An 18,116-nucleotide genomic window follows, 5' to 3' on the forward strand; every position below is an offset into this window, starting at 1 on the left:
CTAGTACCGTTTCCTGACTAACATCTCATAAATTTCTGTATTACGCAATGATTACCCATAATTTAGACGTTAAACGACATTAAGAGAAAGGTTTGATAAACTCATTTTATAACAATATCCTCCGAAATTAGGAGGTTTTTCTAGGTGCAATTTTGATAAGCTTTTAATAAATTGGTACTAGTTCCCCCAACTATTTATTAACCAAAACCAGACCAGATGAAAAACTCTTTAGCCTTGCTAATACTTATTAGTCTATTCTCGCATACAAACTCATTTTCACAAGTTGTGTTCAAAAAAAGATACACAATAAAAAACAAGCTTGATTTTTATTATTGGGAATATAAAAAGGAAAAAGAGAATTCAGGAATTTCTGATGATGAAACAGAATTGTGTTGCCTAAAAAAAATACCAGATATAAAAAAAAAGGAAGATAAAACTACCAAAATCCTAAACCATTGGGAACGGAAACATGAAGAAAAAAAATTGCTAAAGGACAATTACGTCAATGTGTACGACTATTTGGATGGTTTATCTAAAAATTGTGAATCTTACAAAAAATTAGATGCCACTGCACAAGAAAAACTAAATAATATAATTGAAAGAAACCAAGCAGAATTATCAAACGTAAGAAATGCAATAAAAACAGTTGAAGATTTAATCAAACAAGTTAAAGAGGGATATAAATATTCAGCTGAATTAGTAGACTCCGAAGGCAAAAAGTTTACCGTTACGTCTAAGGAAGCAGATTTATCAAAGCTTAAAAAGATTCTAGGTTATAACGTAAAGATGGTGCCAGATTTTTTTAAGAAAAATGAAAATTTTACATATCGTGGTAATGTTTTATTTGAAAAGGAAAAACTTTATGTAAATATCTGGAACTTTCCAAAAAGCACTTATAAAGATGACGAAACAGATTTGTATTATACATTAAGGGATGGTCAAACCGCTAAACTAAATTTTAAAGAATTTACCACCACTGCATTGACAATACCTTTCAAATATCGCCCTGAGCATAGTGGCAACGTTGAAGTAAAAAGTTTTTTCTCCACAACTTTCAATGCTGGTCTGTTCATGGGGGCGACCACAGGAAGAACTAAATTTCATTACAGGAAAAAGGTAGGCAACAAAACAGTAGAAGAAAAATTATCCCTTGGAGTTTTTCTAGGGGCAGCTTCCGAAACACTAACAGCGAACAATGTATTTAATAATGCGTTGACCGATAGTAAAACCCAAACAATTGGATTATTTTCCAGAGGTCTAGGCATTATATACAGTAGGGACAAAATATCGGCTGGATTTTTTATGGGCTGGGATAAAGGATTAGGTTCACTTTCAAGTAATTGGCATTACGATAATCGGTTATGGCTTGGTATTGGAGTAGGGTATGACATATTCAAACTTTAAAACTTTTGTCAAAAATGGGTGAAAATTTTATTGGGGAACTCATAATCCTGTACCCCAGAAAACACGGTATTAGAGGAAATTTTTAACTTTTAGAACCGTTCCCTTACTAACATCGCATAGCTTAGCCGTATTGCGTAACGATTGCCCTTCCCTTAGACGTTTAACTACATTGGGATACTTGGATAGTATTTCTTCTTTGGATTCCTTAGAACCCCTTACACGCCCTTTGTACTTTCCTTTGGCCTTTGCTATTTCGATACCCTCCCTTTGACGTTCCAAAAGGGTTTCCCGTTCCATCTGGGCGACCTGACCCATTACGGTAACTATCATTTTAAAAGCTTGGTTGGGCTTTAATTTGCCTTTGTCTGGGGTAAGGCTTTCGATACCTAGATTATCAACCTTTAATATAATCCCGTTATCATCAAAGTGCGCCAAAGTGGTCAATATGTCCAACAAGTTCCGACCCAGTCTATCAATGGAATGTACGCTAACATAGGTAAGCCCTGTTAAGCTTATCAGTTCTTTGCCCTTTGGTCGTTCGTTGAATGGAACAGAACCGCTACAAACGTCTATAAACAGTTTTTCGTCCTTGTGCTTCTTTGCCAGCTGTCTTTCCAATTTTTGGTCTGGGGTACTTATCCTAATATATCGTGCTTTCATAATCTAAATATAAAGCCCCAACGTTTGGGCTGGGGCAATTGTTTTAATTAAGCTTTTATTTCATAGGGCTTATCCCATCTACCTATTGTAATATCTACATAGAAATTAGGTACGCTTCCATAATCACCATCATAGGTAAGTTCCCTTTGACCTCCTTTTGCAATATCATAGATGGTTTTAAGAACCTTCTTAACTTCTGGTTTGTCCTTATAGTTATCTTCAATATAGAAATGGTTTACGCTCTCATAATCCCTTTGGCTATCTCCCATCAAATCCAATTTACCTTCCATTATGGCCACGCTTATACTTGTGCCGTTCTGTCTGGTAACGCTGAATTTAAAATCTGGTAAAGCTTTCTTGATAGCGTTTCTTTTTTCTTTTACTTCTTCTGTTGTAATGTAAGGCATAATAAATTGATTTGGGTTATTACTGGTACAAATATAGGGTAGTTATAAATGACCCACAATAAAACCCGATAAGCTGTAGGATAAAATCGATAAATTGGTATATATTTAGACTATAGTCTATTTTTGAACCTTTAAATCGCTTGTGTATACGTGTGGGATTGGGGATGGGACGTTTTTTCTTATCAAATTTGACCCCCAACAAATTGGATTTCAACGGTAATTATTTCCAACAAAGCTTTTATCAATAGTATTTACGCCCCCAGCAAATTGGATTTAAAAGGTTGCAACTCCCAACAAAGAAGCTTTAGAATAGTACTAAAGAAGTTGATTTAGGGTACGGTTAACCCCTAACAAATGACAATCGAACGCAATAGGAACTGTCTTATCTCTCTCTTATATATACTCTATGTACTAAGCTTTCTTTTTACTGGATATGGATAACCTTTGCCGAATTTTTTTTATCCTTGCGCCACCCTGATTCAAAAGGATAAAATATTTTCTTTATCCCATTAATTGAAATATTCCTTTAATCTTTTGTTGGTCTGCATGATGTAGCTTGCCGTGAATTTTCTAGTGTTCCCCTCCCATAGCCATTTGGTCATTTTCTTTTTGTTATGGTCGTAGCCATATAGATACCAGTTGTCGATTAGATAGGTTTCGTCTTGGATGGGCAGGTTATATTTTACCGTCAGGATATAGAGTTTGTTATCGTTATCATGTTCGATAAGTATCCGTTTGATGTATTTTTTGATAATGCGCTTTTTTTCGTTCCAAGGCGGGTTGAATTTTCTTTTGCGCCTTTTGAGCGTTATATGTTCCTTTAGTTCCGCCCGTAGCTTCTCTTTCCCCGGCTTCATCAGACTATCATAGCTTTCCTTGTTTAAAAAGCCCCAATCAAAGGCTATATCTTCCAGTACCTTGTTTTCTTCATCCAAGGTGGCGTATTCCTCCCTGTCTTTTTTTAGATGTTCCTTTAAATCGTTCTCCGTTCTGATAATCCTAGTTTTTTCGTCCTTGAAATCACCTTCGCTTATCAATCCTTTTACCAGGGCGTTTATCATTCTTTTGCGTTCCCCGTCCAAGGCTTCGAGCTTCTTTTTGTTTTTTTCAATGAGTTTTGCCAGTTCGTTGCGCCTTTTTTCCGTTCCCCCTTCCTTATAGGTCTGTACCATTTTTTCATACATCCCGTCACCCTCGAAAAGACTTTCCCAGATAAAGGATTCCAGTACGTCAATGTTAATGGAACGGTTGGTACAGGTCTCGTGCTTATAACGCTTTGACGAACACATATAGTAATTATCCTTTTTGTTCTGCCTGGTACGGCCATAGTAGTTCCGACCACATTCAAAGCATTCCAAAACACCTTTTAGCATATATTTATGGTCTACTTTCTTACCCTTGGTATTGTAGTTGTTGACCAAGTTGTCGTTTACCTTTTGCCAATAATGAGGTTCTAAAATTTTTAAAGATGGTAGTTCAATCGTTTCACCTTTCCAAAGTCTTTCCCCCTTAAAAATTGTATTGGTAATTATATTCCTGATGGTGTTCCCAGCCCATCGTATATCACTTTTTTTCTTTGTGGTCTTTTTGCCCGTGTCCTTATGTACGAAAGTGAGAGTACCCTCCCCTATTTTGTTATATCTAGTAGGTATTTCTTCATCGTTCAATATCTCGGCAATGCTTCTAGTTCCCGTACCGTTCAATGATAGGTCATAGATTCTTTTCACGACCTCGGCTTCCTCATCGTTTATATGTAAATATCCATCCACATTATCATATCCATAGGGGGTGATTCCGAACGCCTTACCCTCTTTGGCGTTGTTGAGAAGTGCTTTTTTAGTCTGTTGGCTCTGCAACTCGACCTGATAGGAATTAAATTCGTTGAATATGCCTAAAATCAGTTTTGCCGTTGGATCGTCAAGGTCATATTTTATGTCATTGAAATAGACGTTTACGCTATGTTCGTTTACAACATTAAGGAACTCGGCAAATACCATCCGTGAACGTGAAATCCTGTTCTGGTTTCTCGCCCAAACTGTAGTTACCTTACCTTCTTTTATGTCCTTTAATAGGTTTTGGAATACTGGTCTATCTTGTATTAGGTTCGCACCGCTCACCCCCTGCCCTTCGTTATAGACCAAAAAAGGCTCTTTTTTGTCAATGGCAAATTTTTTTCCCTCAAATAACTGATTTTCAATGGAATTACTTTCTTCATCTTCTTGACTCAACCGTATATATATACCTATCATTCTTTACCGTTTATCGAAAATCGTGTTAATATTCTTACAATTTTAGACAAAGATAAAATAAATTTTATACATTTGTACACATATTACCATAACACATCCGAAATGGTATGATGCGGACTTCGAAAAGGTCGCTCGCTCATCAATCCCATATTCTTAATCTTACCCACAACACTATGAATCTTTGTCGTCTCCAACGCTTCATGAAGCGTCATTGGCGGTAAAATAGAGGGTAGTCTTTTTGCCAACATTGTTTTACCCGCCCCCGGAGGTCCTATCAAAATAATATTATGTCCTCCAGCAGCAGCGATTTCCATACATCGTTTGATGCTTTCTTGACCTTTTACATCGGAGAAGTCAAACTCAGGAAAATCCAAGCTTTTATAAAACTCCGCTCTCGTGTCGATAACAGTCTGTTCCAGAGGGTTACCTTTATCAAAAAAATCGATTACTTGTTTTATGTTATCAACTCCATAAACTTTTAAGTCTCCAACTATTGCTGCTTCTTTTGCATTGGCACTCGGTAAAATAAACCCAGTGAACCCCTCTTCCTGAGCTTTTATGGCGATAGGTAATGCTCCTTTTATCGGCTGCAAACTCCCGTCAAGGGACAGTTCTCCCATGATGATATACTTTTCAATATCGTCCGACTGTATTTGACTGGACGCCGCTAAAATTCCTATGGCCAAAGTAAGGTCATATGCCGAGCCTTCTTTTCTCAAATCGGCCGGAGCCATATTAATGGTGATTTTCTTTCCCGGGATTTTATAGCCATTATTTTGTAGAGCAGCAGCAATTCTATAATTGCTTTCCTTGATGGCATTATCGGGCAGGCCTACTAGATGATATCCAATTCCTTTGTCAATATTAACCTCAACAACAATCGTTGTGGCCTCCACCCCAAATACGGCACTACCATAAACTTTTGTAAGCATATTAATCTTATTATAAGGAATATCTTCTATTCTACATTAAATACCTTTTGTAGGGAAATAGGCCTTCCATCATTTGTTAAACCCTCTAAACAAACGGAAAAAACACCTTTCACATCCGAAGTGTAAAAGACTAGCTTTTTACGCTCTTTGGTTTGAGTTATTCTTGGATTCCATAATAATTGATGTCTAAAATCAGGAATTGTTTCGTTGTAGTTCTTATCAGGGTATACTTGCCTAAAATAATTTTTCAAGGGCTGTTTTGGAATTAAATTAAATAATTTTGTATTGCTAGCGGTATATGTGTTTTCAGAATAATCGCCGTTAAAAGTCTTTATATTCACAATACCCTGATAAATTTGTGGTCCTAAAACATATTGATGGTGTACAACATCTATTTCTTTTATTTTCCTAGCATCGTAATCCAAAAGTGTGGTAATGTCCTCGATTACATTACCGTCAATAACAACAAGCGGTAAAAATCCAAGCTGTTCACTTAATGGATATTCAGTCCTGATTTGAAATACTTTTTTATTGTTAAGTTCCGTTACAAAGACATCCTCAACTATTTCGGTTATCGTTTCTTTTAAAGTCTTAAATCTGGTGTATTCATCCAATACATATCTAATGTTTTCACCATCATAAAAGGATTCGGTTTTAATTTGTGAAAGCTTTATACTATCTGGTCTAAACGAAAAGTAATTATTTTCGATTTGATTATGTATACTACGTTGTTTTATAAGCTCTTCCATATTTCTATCGAGCTGAAACTTTTTGAACTTCTTCTCTTTAAAGGTAATTTCTTTTGGGGTAGATAAGATTACTTCATAATCATTCCCATTGTTCAACGGAGTTATTTCTAAATTTTCTATCTCGTAATTTCTATTCAACGGAAAAATGAAGTTGCCATCACTTTTAGTTATAATGATGTTTGTATAGCTATTATTACCAGTAATGCTTACTAATAAACGCATAGGAATATTTATCTCCTGTCCGCTTTTCAGTAGTACTTTACCTTTTATGTTTTCACCTCGTATTTCCGGCACAAAAGATGTTTTGGACGAAATCTCAGAGGTCTTAGACCCGATAGTCTTATTTTTTACCGCATAATTTTCAATTTGAGGTATGTCATTTTCGAAAACAGCATCAAACTTTCTAACACTTATGGAATAATTGTAACTCGCCAGGTCTTTAGCAACCAGTTCTATCTCAACTTTACTCCGTATATTATATTTAGATTGGAGCCCTTTTATCAATAAAAGTTTATTTACGTTATTATTGGAAAGTTGAATCCCGTTTTTATCGCTATGCTCAATATCTCCATTATTATCCCAAAAAACTTCTTGGTCATTGGTGTACGGATTTAAAACCATAATATCCATTTCAAAATGGTCATTTTGTGCATCATTGCGCATTAAGTTTGTATATACGACCATTTTATAGGTGCCGGATGCTATATCCAAAGGAATAAAAAAATCTCCCTGCCCTAAGCCGTTGAATAAATCTATTTTGTTGTAGAATACTTCTTCTGTTGATTCATTGATTAATTGAACATGTGCTATTTTACTAACATCACTTGGTCGTTTAGTTACCCTATTGAAACAATATATTGAAAAGTAAAAATACTCTCCTGGAAAAAAGAAGGTATCATTACCATGCACGAAAATATTTTCCTGTTCAAACTTAACGGAATCTAAATTTGGGCGCTGCGCCTTTAATATGTATATGCTTAAAAGGCATGAAATAATAAAAGTAGTTATGTATTTGTGAGTTTTCATATCTCTAATCTTCCCAGAAATCTGGCTTTACATTGCTTCCCAAAACTGTACAATCAACACATACCTTAGGTGCTACTATATAATCACCAGAAAACGCGTCCTCAGCTACCAATTTGTATCTTGATTTTAATAACTGTGCTAGTCTTGCTCCCTCCCTACTTGGGCTCAACTGTACCGTGACACAATCATTGACAAAGGCGGGTCTAATCCCATCAGGAAATAAATCTCTGAAATTAAAAAATATACGTTGTGAAGAAACCGATGCAACACTGAAAATACCAAGTACCTTATTCTCATTGTCATTCGCAGTAATGTTTCCACCTGCAAAACCCGCTTGTGTTTGGGAAAAAACATTTTCTGAACTTGAGAATTCGTTCAAGGTCTCATAAAAGGATTGAACCTCTCTAGATTGTATAAATTGTGTCACTTCTATACTATACCTATCCCTTACTTCAAAACTGGTTTTTGGTAAAAATCTAATAGGAACATCATTGGTTTCGTTCAAGGCTAAAGCTGAAGAACTTCTTAAATTTAAATTATTGGAAGCAATCGTACGATAGCAAATTCTTTCCTCCCTTTCTTTAATTCTGGTTTCAAAAGTAAGTGGACTTTCAGATACCACAAAAAGGTTTTGTGGTGATGCATAGAAAGATTTTATTTGATATGTTTCTTCATATTCATATCTAAAAAAAGACGAATTGGGCCCTATTCCTTCACCGTCTACCAAAATTTGAACCCCTTCTTCACCATCGTCATTAGTAGTTCTAATAGCTTGTAGATTTGTCAAATTGGAAGTTCCGGAAAGCATTTCGATACTGGAAAAGTATGTATCACCGTTCGCTGTAATGATAGATAGGCCATAATCTACATTTAGTTCTGCGTTAAATGGTTCAATAGAACGATAAACTCCGGGTTGGACTTCCTGAAAATTATAACTATCACCCATATTATTAGCAATTATTACGGTAGCATCACCCTCTGGAACAAATTCCATATTCTCCAAAGGAGTAGTTCTAGAAAGCACTACTTCTTGTTCAATAAATTCATCGGTAATGACAGCTTCAACGACCAAAATGTTTTCGAACCCCAAAGTTTCCGGTTCAAAAGTTTCCAAACAACCCGCAAGCGAGAATACTAAAAATCCTAAAGAAATTTTTAGGGAACGTACTCTAAAATAAATATGGGAATTATTATTGAACATTTTAAAACTTGAAATTATAGGTTATGGAAGGTACAGGAATAGAAAAAATTGAACTTTGCAGTGCTTTTATGTCCCCTTCTTCAGTTATGAAAAACACAGAAAACGGATTATTTCTACCTAATACATTATAAATTGAAAAAGTCCAAAAACTATGGGCCAGTTTATTTTTCTTATGATTTCCTTCTACGTTAAAGCCCAAATCCAATCTATAAAAATCCGGAATTCTAAATTCATTCCTGTCACTAAAAACAACAAAAGGTGAGTTATTAAACTGAAAATTCCCTACCGGAAAAGTTACCGGACGCCCTGTTTGGTAAACAATATTAGCAGATACACTAAATCTTCTCGTAAATTGATAATTACCAACAAAGCTGAAATCATGTGGCTTGTCAAAATTAGAGGGAAAAAATGCTCCATTATTAACCCTTTCTTCATTAAACTCACTATCTAATTTCAAAAAAGATCTGGAATAAGTGTATCCTAACCATCCATTTATTTTCCCCTTATTTTTCTTAATTAAAAGTTCAATTCCGTAAGCCTTGCCCCCTCCTTGTAGTACTTCCCTTTCTATATTTTCATTTAAGAGCAATTGAGCACCTGTTTTAAAATCCAAAATATTATCAGAATTTTTATAGAATGCCTCTACACTAGTTTCGTAATTACTTCCGAGCCAGTTCTTGAAAACACCGAAAGCGAATTGATTTGCTCTTTGAGGCTCTATGTTAAGGTCGGATAGCTTCCAGGTGTCTATTGGAGAAACAGTGGTATTGTTGGTAAGTTGATGTATATATTGTATAGTGCTATTAAAACTTGCTTTTAAGGACAAATCTTGTTTTATCAAATACCTAGAAGACAAACGCCACTCTGGCCCGCCATAAGTCTTCACAATTTCGTTATTTTCAAAATTCAGAGTATTAATAATAGTACTCTCATTTTTGGGTGAATTTTCCTCATACACAAATTGTGTTCCCGGGCCAAGGGCATTAAAAAGTGAAAAACGTATTCCTGCATCAAGAGATAATTTCTTAACCGGCTCAAAATTTGCAGATACAAAAATTGCTGACTCGAGACCTCGTTCCCTTTCTATTTCCAAAGGTACGACCAAAGACTCCTCGCCACTTGGCATAAAACTGCCCGGGTCAATTCTGTAAAGTTTTGAGGATAACCCAACATTATAACTTAGATTGGGTTTGAGAACCTTGCTAAACTTTGTCTTGAATTCTGTCTCCGCCACTTTATATCCCAGAGTGAAACTATCGCTTGAATTACCGTCAAAATTAATATCAAAACCATACTGACTATTTGAAACGGTAGTGCCTAAACTGCTTTTCTCATTGAATTGATGATTCCAATTAAGAGCTACCAAGCTGTTTTTATAAATGTTCAAAGAATCTGAAGTAATACTGAAATCATCTCTACTGGCGTAAGCTGTTAATTTCACTTGATTTTTTTCGTTGAAATTGTGCTCATAAGTAGCCGTAAGGTCATAAAACGAAGCTTGGCTCTTGTTCAAGGACTCCTCGTCCAAAGATCTTAAGATCCAGTTGGCATAAGCACCCCTACCACCTACATTCAGTGAAGATTTATCTTTAACTACTGGAATTTCAATGGAAAGATTACCTGTCACTGGTCCAATAGACCCTTCTCCGGCCAACTTATTCTTGTTTGATTTTTTTGTACTTAAGTCAATAACCGAGGACAATCTTCCTCCATACTCAGCCGGTATTCCTCCCTTAAAAATCTGAACGTCTCCCAGCATAAAAGGGTTAAGAGCAGAAAAAATACCAAAAAAATGTTGTGTATTGTATAATACGGCATTATCAAAAAGAATTAAATTTTGATCTGTTTTACCTCCTCTTACATTAAACCCCAAAGCGCCTTCTCCAGCTGTTGAAATTCCAGGGAGACTCGTAGCAACTTTGAGCACATCTCTCTCCCCTAAAACCAATGGCACCTTTTTTGTTTCTTCTACATTGATTCTAGTAGAACCAGATAATGTTTTTTCTACATTCGAATTGTGTTCAGCCTGTAGAACAACTTCATCCAATTGCTCAAAATCCTCATTTAATCGAATATCCAGAGAACCGTTATTAAACATTAGAATACGGAGCTTTCTATTTTCTATACCTAAAGATTTTGTTTCAAGAACGTTCTCGCCTTTATTAAGTATGATTTGATAAAAACCGTTTTCATCGGTAACCGATACCCTACCCGACTTTTTTAGCAGCAAAGAAAGGTCAGGAATAGGATTGCCTGTTTTAACTTCGGTTATCCTGCCTTTTAAGACAAATTCCTTTTCATTAGAAGAATAATCCTCTTTCCCTATTTTATATGTTTTGGTTTCTGTTTTGTTATTATCATTAGAGGCCCTAAAGATGTTGATGGGTTGTATGTTAATATAAGTGCCCGTAGATTCTTCTATGGTGTCCATTGCCTTCCCAAAAAAACCACTTGGTAATTCATCATATATCAAAGCATTTTGCGTTAAGATGATTCTATTCCCCAAAAGGAAATGATTCAATACGGTTTCATTTAAAATTTCAGACAAAGCATCATCAACACTTAAGTTATTCAATGATCCTGTATAGTTGATATTCACGACCCAATCTTCTGAAAAAAAGAAGTTATAATCGGTTTGAGCCTCTATTTCCCGAAAAATCTCCTTTAGACTCTTATTTTCCGCTCTAATCGAAACGTTGTTATTTATTTGCTGTGCGGAAAGATTCGCAAAACTGAGAAGTATCAAAAATATAATACTCAGAAACTTATTCATTATCCTGTTGGGTCTTTTTTATTTTATTAATTGGTTAAGCTGTTCAACAGAATTCTTAAAGGAATTTGATTCATTCGCTTTGTGAACCTTTTTATTGTAATTATCAAGTATTTGTTTCTTAAAGGTTGGGAACAAAAAAATCAAATCTCTTATGTTTTCGATTAGAGTATAATCCTCATTATTCTTTATCAAAAAAAGAGACTTCGAATCTTTAAATTCATAATAAGTTTTTCTATCAATTATCCGTTTCCTTACAGCTTTAGAAAGCTTTTCATAAAGTTTTATCTTCCCATCAGTACTGACCTCTTTATAAAATCCACTTTTAATTTGAGAATTTTCAAAGTCATTAAGATGAGTAAACGGTACAGCATCCATAGATAGTCTTTCTATTTTATCAGAGGCCAAAACTATCCATCCGTTCCATAAACCTGTTTTGCAATAAAGAAGCACTTGGTCGTTTAAAAGATCATATCTAATAGCTAAATTATAATACGATTGTCCATCATAAACAATGTGCGTTTTAGAGTGGTTTCCCTGCTGAAAAAATTGCCGTTCTTTTTCCTTTGAAACAAACTTTGGTATAAACACTTTCCCTTTATAAATATCTAAATTCCGTTCTCCAACTATATTATCGTGCCAAATGTAATAGTTATTATCTGCTTTTTTTTGAGCGGATAATCTATAAAGGTTAGGATACAAGAAAATTAAAAGTGGGATTAATTTAAAAATTGATTTTTTCAAAAAAAAGATGCCCGTTATTTTCATTGGCGTTGTTGACGACGTTTTTATAGGATAAAATAAAACTACTTTTTAAAAATAAGCAACTTACTTTCCTTATTTGTTATTTCTCCCTTATTTAACATCATCTTCCTAAATTCTCCATCCACGTACATTTGCGCTTGGTCTTTATAATGTTTGCTAAAAAGATTTCCGGATTGGCCCGTTGGAAGGATACTAATACTATTTTCAATGTCTGAAAAATCGATTATCCTTCTTGTAGAAGGTCCGGTTGTAGTTTCGTATAATCCCTCATTATCGTAATCAAAATACATGTTGTTGATTACTTCCCTTGATCCCGTTACCGAAAAGGGACCCACATTAAAAAAAGACCGTAAAGCCTTGACCTGACCTATGGGATGTGGGTGTTCTACAGTATGGACATTGCTCCAGACCCATTCGGATTCGTTAGGACCTAAATCCATTTTCAAGGATTTTATGGCTTTTGAAAAAGCGTTTTGCACCAATTCTTTTTGAGTTTCTTTCTTTTCTGGGGTATGTACATTGTCCCACCAAATGGAAGTTGCATCTAACATCAACGGTGCAACTGTTCTTTTACTTAAATGCGTTTTCAGAAACTGCATGTACATTTCATCACCTAATTCATCCTTGAAAACTTCTTCCAGCAGCATATGAATCCATCTTGAATAAATGGTGGCCGGAATACTCTCCAACGGATAATCACCTTTCCATGATTCTATAAGAGTCAAATATTTGACCTCCTCTTCTGTGAGTTCCGAGACGTTGACATTTTTAATAAGATTTCTGACTATTTCTGAATTTACGCCTGAAGTCGCATCCAAAATCATATCGCTGGCGGACTTTTTGTCCCAATCATTTTTGGATTCCAACAATTCCACGATTCGTTTTCCCCTATTTTCAGGAAGATAGTAACCAGGGATTAAATTCCCCGACACAGAATCCGGCTGATTGTTTGCGGAATACACATAGTTCCAAGGCGGATTTATAGCCTGTGGATTTTCACTAAAATCCAAAAATCTTTTATTTAATGGCAACCCTTTTCCTCTTTCAAAAACCATTTTTGTATTTACACTATCCGGAATCTCGTATAATTTGGCCGAGGCGAACCAAGCAACATTTCCTTCTGCATCGCCATACATGATATTGAGTCCTGGAGCGTGTATGGCAGGAAGGGCATTTTTAAACTCATTAAGGTTATTTGCGGTGCTCATGGCGTATAGTCCATCAATAACTTTATTATCTAGCTGTGTATAAATCCATGACATGGCTATAGGACGCTCTCCCGTCACCTGATCAGCGATTCCATTAAGAATAGGTCCGTGATTAGATTTCTTATAAGAGAAGGATATAGTCGTGGAATCTTTGACCTTGATTTCCTTGGTTATCGTTTCATAAGTATTCCATCCACCATCAACCTTATATTCATTTTCATTTGAAGGATTCGTTTCTTCATAATAAAAGTCCACATCATCATTTTCGAACATGGTCATCCCATAGGCCAATTTTCTGCTATGTCCCAGAATAGGAAAAGGAATACCGGCAATATGATAGCCATATCTAGAATAGGTGGGCGTTTCTACATGCGCTTCATACCAAACAGAGGGCTGTGAAAAACCAATATGTGGGTCATTGGCAAATATGACTTTACCATTTTTAGTTTTTTCGGGAGCTATTACCCAACTATTACTGCCTTCAAACAATGGTAAATCCAGTTTTCCTAAGGCATTGTTTACCAATGCAGCAATAGAATTACCAATCGTATCCTGTTTTTTTGGGTTGTATGTTTTTATCCATTCCGTATTTTGATTTGAATCGATTTCCAAATCTTCTAAATATGCGGGTCCCAACTTGTCTTTGATATTGGTCAATAAAGGGTCCGTTTTATGAGCCATGGCAAAACTAAAGGCCATATACCCCATCGTATTATAAATATCCTTTAGTGTAAATTTGGTTTTTTCGATTCCGGTAAGATAAAATTCTATGGGTGTTGCTCCATTGGCAACAAATTGATTGATACCGTCCAAATAAGCTTCGCACAATAGTACCGCTTTACTATTTTTATCCAGTTGAGAAACGGTTTTTGTGGACGCATCATCAATCCCAATGGATAACATGAATTTATCGGTTCCTATTAAATCTTTTCCAAAAACCTCCGATAATCCTCCACTGGCAATACGACGCAATAACTCCATCTGCCAAAGACGGTCCTGAGCGTGCACATAACCTAACGCCCTGAACGCATCTTCTTCATTAGCTCCATAAATATGGGGAATACCATAGGTGTCAAAATAAACCTCTACTCCGGATTTTAAATTTTCCAACTCTTTTTCGCCTTCATAATCAGGAATCATGGAGTTCACTAATACGATAGAAATTCCTACACCGATCACAAGAACAATAAGTAGGCCCAACCCTACCTTTTTCAATACTTTCATACCTAATTACTTGATTGAAACAAGTTAGGGTTTATTTAAAAGGAAAAAAATCCGTAGGTGAAATTTTTAAATTAGGCCGAGGCCAAGCACCCTTAGGGCATTAATCCTTGTTCTTGAAATTACGCAACCCTTCCAATAACCAGAGTTTGTAGGTGTCCGCATCTGTATTTTGAATTGAAGTATTCAATACTTCCAAATCTGGGGAAAGTAATACGTAGAAAGGTTGAGAGACGGCGCCAAAGTTTATGTCCTGAAATGTACCCCATTTTTGGGCAATATTTTCAATGTGCTTTATTCTACCTGATTCATATTGAAAATCGAATACTTGCTCTTCGGGCAGTGCTTTACGGTCATCTACATAGAGGGAAATAAGTATATAATCGTTCTTAAGAATGGGATAAATTGCTGCTTCGCTCCACACATTCTCTTCCATTTTACGGCAGTTGACGCAGGCCCATCCTGTAAAATCTAACAGAATAGGTTTATTAACATCTTTGGCATAGGCTAGACCTTCATCAAAATCCTTGTAACAATCTATTCCTAAGGGACAATCGCTCTCCGTTTCAAAAATGCTATAAAAAGCAGGTGGCGGAAAACCGCTCAGCAGCTTTAAATTTACAATGTTGGTTATTCCCAAAATAAGATACAAGGTAAACAGTCCGCTCACTATTCCCGTTATTTTACGTCCTACGGACAACTTTCCCTTTGGACCATCATGTGGAAAACGAAATGCTCCAAAAAGATAGAACGTCATCAGTAGCCCCAAAACAATCCAGATGATAAGAAAAATCTCCCTTTTAAGAATGCCCCAATGCCCCACCAAATCTGCATTGGAAAGGAACTTCAAAGCTAAGCCTATTTCCAAGAATCCTAGGACCACCTTTACGGTCGTCATCCACCCACCGGACTTTGGCAAGGAATTCAGCCAAGCCGGGAACAATGCGAACAACGCAAACGGAAAGGCCAAAGCCGCACCAAAACCGGTCATACCCGCCGTAAGATTGGTAGCTACATCACCTTCCGCCAAAGTAGTACCTCCCAATAGGCCCCCTAGAATTGGCCCGGTACAGGAAAAGGAAACAATGGCCAGTGTAACGGCCATAAAAAATATTCCTAGAACACCGCCTACTTTTGAAGACGCGGCGTCCATTTTATTGGCCCAAGAGCTAGGTAAAGTAAGTTCATAATACCCAAAAAACGAAAAAGCAAAAAATATAAAAACGGCAAAGAACAATATATTGAGCCAAACGTTTGTGGCAATGGTGTTCAATATTTGGGAATCTACGGAATCGAACAAATGAAATGGCAAACTCAACAAAGCGTAAATCAGGATTATAAAAAATCCATATAGCAGCGCGTTTATGATTCCTTTTGATTTTTTCTGCGAATGTTTCGTAAAAAATGAAACGGTTAAGGGAATCATTGGAAAAACACATGGTGTAAGTAGGGCTATTAGTCCGCCAAGAAATCCCAAAGCAAAAATTACCCAAAGACTTGAATCCGAACTTATATTTTCTTGTCCTTGGCTTAAAAGTTCCCTGTTCTTTAAATTCAATTTTAATTTATTGCCCAAAGCAATACTTTTGGCATCTATGGTAGTATTCCCGGTATTGATTTTTGAACCATCCAGGGAGAAAACAAAATCGATATCGGCAGGAATACACACTTCTTTACATACCTGATAAAAAAGATTGGCCTTTACCTGTTTTACATCGGTATTCAGTAATTTGATATGTTGCTTGAAAATGGCTTTCTCTTTAAAAAAAGTCTCTTCCACTTCAAAAATATCACTGTATTCTTTTACAGTTTCACTCTCTGTGATTTCACCAATAAGCTCATAGTCCGTACCGGCATTTTTAAAATTGAACTCGCTCGGCAGAGAACCTCCTTCTGCGGTGAATTGAGAATAAACATGCCATCCGGGAAATATGGAACCTCTTACAATGAGGATAAACTCCGTTTCTGAAAGCTGCTTAACCTCATGGTTCCATATAACGGGATCTTCATCTGTCTGAGCGGATATGCTAAAAACAGTCATAAAAAAGAATATTGTGGCAACTATATATCTCATGGACTAAATTCTATTCTTAAAATTTCTTTTGTTTTTTCATCGACCTTAAATCTATCATCAAAACGTTTTCCAATTACCCAAACGATTTTTTCACCCGAGCAAAGCAACCATTGTTTTTGTTTTGACAATACATCGATTTTTTCATCCTTAAAAAATTTGGACAACTTCTTTTTTCCGTTAAGTCCAAATGGATAAAAATAGTCGCCATTTTCCCATTTTCTTATCACAAGGGGGTATCTTAACGTATTTTTATCTACATAAATTATAGTATCGGCAATGGTGCCAATAGCTTTTACCGTTGAAAAATTCAATCGAACGGGATATTCCAAAGACTGTTGCTCTTCAATTAAAACTGGGGAAGATTCTTCCTTGATCAATTCAGAAAGTAAAAGAACGTCCCTATCTTTCAACAACACATGGGTTCTGGATTTTAAGCTTTTGCCGCTCATCCCCTCAATTATATCCATTAAATTCTTAAGCTCAGTGAATCCATATTCCCTAAAAAGCTCGTAAAGATAAGCCTCAAAGGGTCTTAATTTTTTTAAATCATCAATTGCTATTTTGATGATTCTCTCCTTTTTTTGAAATAGCTGTTTTTTTAATGATTGTAGATGCCCTTCTAAAATGCTTTTTGTTTGGATTAAGTTGTGCTGCGTATTCTGAAAGTTGTTAAGAAAAGTTGGATGTAACTCTTTGAGCCGTGGTACAATCTCTTTTCTAATTTTGTTTCGAAGATATTTTATATCCTCATTGCTTTTGTCCTCTCGCCATTTTATTTCTTTATCGGTAGCATATTCCAAAATAGTTTCCCTGGAAAAAGGTAATAATGGCCTACGGATAGCACCATTTTTTGAGGGAATACCAGATAAACCATCAATTCCCGTACTGCGCGATAAATTGATAAGATAAGTTTCCAAATTATCATCGGCATGATGTGCCGTGACCAAAAATGGAATATTGTTTTTCCTCATGATACGTTCAAACCAATTATACCTTAGCGCTCGCGCTGCCATTTGCAGAGACGTTTTGCTGTTTTCTACATAGCCCAAAGTATCAAAAATGGTATCATAAAGTGTAAGTCCTTTTTCTTGCGCCAATTGCTTTACAAAAACGGCATCATCATCACTTTCTTTTCCCCTTAAATTAAAATTACAGTGCGCCAATGAAAACTCTAGTCCAAGTGCATAAGATAGATGGAAAAGCACCGTGCTGTCCAATCCTCCACTACAAGCCAACAAAAAATGATTTGTCTTTAATTCAGGGAAATTAAACTCTATATGTTTTTGAAATTTTTTAAGCACAATCAAAAATAAGGAATAGATATGAAGGCTTATCCAAATGACAATCGTTTAAATTATACCATCTATAAATAGTCAACAAAACTAGGGTTTCAAAAATAATTGTAAGGCAATATTTACAAAAAATTAGAGTTATTATTACACTAATGACC

General features: G+C 35.8%; 11 protein-coding genes and 1 pseudogene. 1 reads left to right on the forward strand and 11 read right to left on the reverse strand.

Features of this window, described 5'->3' with window-relative positions:
• The first annotated feature begins 216 nt into the window (after positions 1–216).
• The gene (locus tag ACKWBX_RS15055; protein ID WP_413969546.1) at positions 217–1,404 is read left to right on the forward strand and encodes a hypothetical protein; all 1,188 of its coding nucleotides are present in this window, start codon (positions 217–219) and stop codon (positions 1,402–1,404) included.
• A 69-nt stretch (positions 1,405–1,473) separates the two neighbouring features.
• Here ACKWBX_RS15055 and ACKWBX_RS15060 read toward each other — a convergent pair whose 3' ends face one another.
• The 11 genes and pseudogenes from ACKWBX_RS15060 to tilS form a co-directional block, all read right to left on the reverse strand.
• Entirely contained in the window at positions 1,474–2,064 is a 591-nt protein-coding gene (locus tag ACKWBX_RS15060; protein ID WP_413969547.1) for a recombinase family protein, read from the reverse strand.
• A gap of 47 nt (positions 2,065–2,111) precedes the next feature.
• Positions 2,112–2,471, reverse strand: coding sequence for an LPD29 domain-containing protein (locus ACKWBX_RS15065; protein WP_413969548.1), 360 nt, complete (start codon positions 2,469–2,471; stop codon positions 2,112–2,114).
• A 509-nt stretch (positions 2,472–2,980) separates the two neighbouring features.
• On the reverse strand, positions 2,981–4,720 hold the full coding sequence (locus ACKWBX_RS15070; protein ID WP_413969549.1) for a recombinase family protein: 1,740 nt from the start codon (positions 4,718–4,720) through the stop codon (positions 2,981–2,983).
• 92 nt (positions 4,721–4,812) lie between these two features.
• Positions 4,813–5,652, reverse strand: a pseudogene (locus ACKWBX_RS15075) (YifB family Mg chelatase-like AAA ATPase); the annotation flags it as partial.
• Between the two features lie 26 nt (positions 5,653–5,678).
• Entirely contained in the window at positions 5,679–7,427 is a 1,749-nt protein-coding gene (locus ACKWBX_RS15080) for a hypothetical protein (protein WP_413969550.1), read from the reverse strand.
• A gap of 4 nt (positions 7,428–7,431) precedes the next feature.
• The gene (locus ACKWBX_RS15085) at positions 7,432–8,628 is read right to left on the reverse strand and encodes a DUF4249 domain-containing protein (protein WP_413969551.1); all 1,197 of its coding nucleotides are present in this window, start codon (positions 8,626–8,628) and stop codon (positions 7,432–7,434) included.
• Between the two features lies 1 nt (position 8,629).
• A complete protein-coding gene (locus ACKWBX_RS15090; RefSeq protein ID WP_413969552.1) occupies positions 8,630–11,401 on the reverse strand; it encodes a TonB-dependent receptor in 2,772 nt (923 codons plus the stop codon).
• Between the two features lie 18 nt (positions 11,402–11,419).
• A complete protein-coding gene (locus ACKWBX_RS15095) occupies positions 11,420–12,142 on the reverse strand; it encodes a hypothetical protein (RefSeq protein WP_413969553.1) in 723 nt (240 codons plus the stop codon).
• Between the two features lie 62 nt (positions 12,143–12,204).
• Positions 12,205–14,595 (reverse strand): penicillin acylase family protein, encoded by a 2,391-nt coding sequence (locus ACKWBX_RS15100; RefSeq protein WP_413969554.1) that lies wholly within the window; start codon positions 14,593–14,595, stop codon positions 12,205–12,207.
• Between the two features lie 100 nt (positions 14,596–14,695).
• Positions 14,696–16,666, reverse strand: a complete 1,971-nt coding sequence (locus tag ACKWBX_RS15105) for a protein-disulfide reductase DsbD family protein (RefSeq protein ID WP_413969555.1) — start codon at positions 16,664–16,666, stop codon at positions 14,696–14,698.
• A complete protein-coding gene (gene tilS, locus ACKWBX_RS15110; RefSeq protein WP_413969556.1) occupies positions 16,663–17,901 on the reverse strand; it encodes a tRNA lysidine(34) synthetase TilS in 1,239 nt (412 codons plus the stop codon). The genes ACKWBX_RS15105 and tilS overlap by 4 nt, the downstream gene beginning before the upstream one ends.
• Positions 17,902–18,116: the final 215 nt, after the last annotated feature.

Origin of the sequence: Maribacter algae (assembly GCF_047345745.1) — a bacterium.
In the GTDB taxonomy this organism is placed as follows: Bacteria; Bacteroidota; Bacteroidia; order Flavobacteriales; family Flavobacteriaceae; genus Maribacter.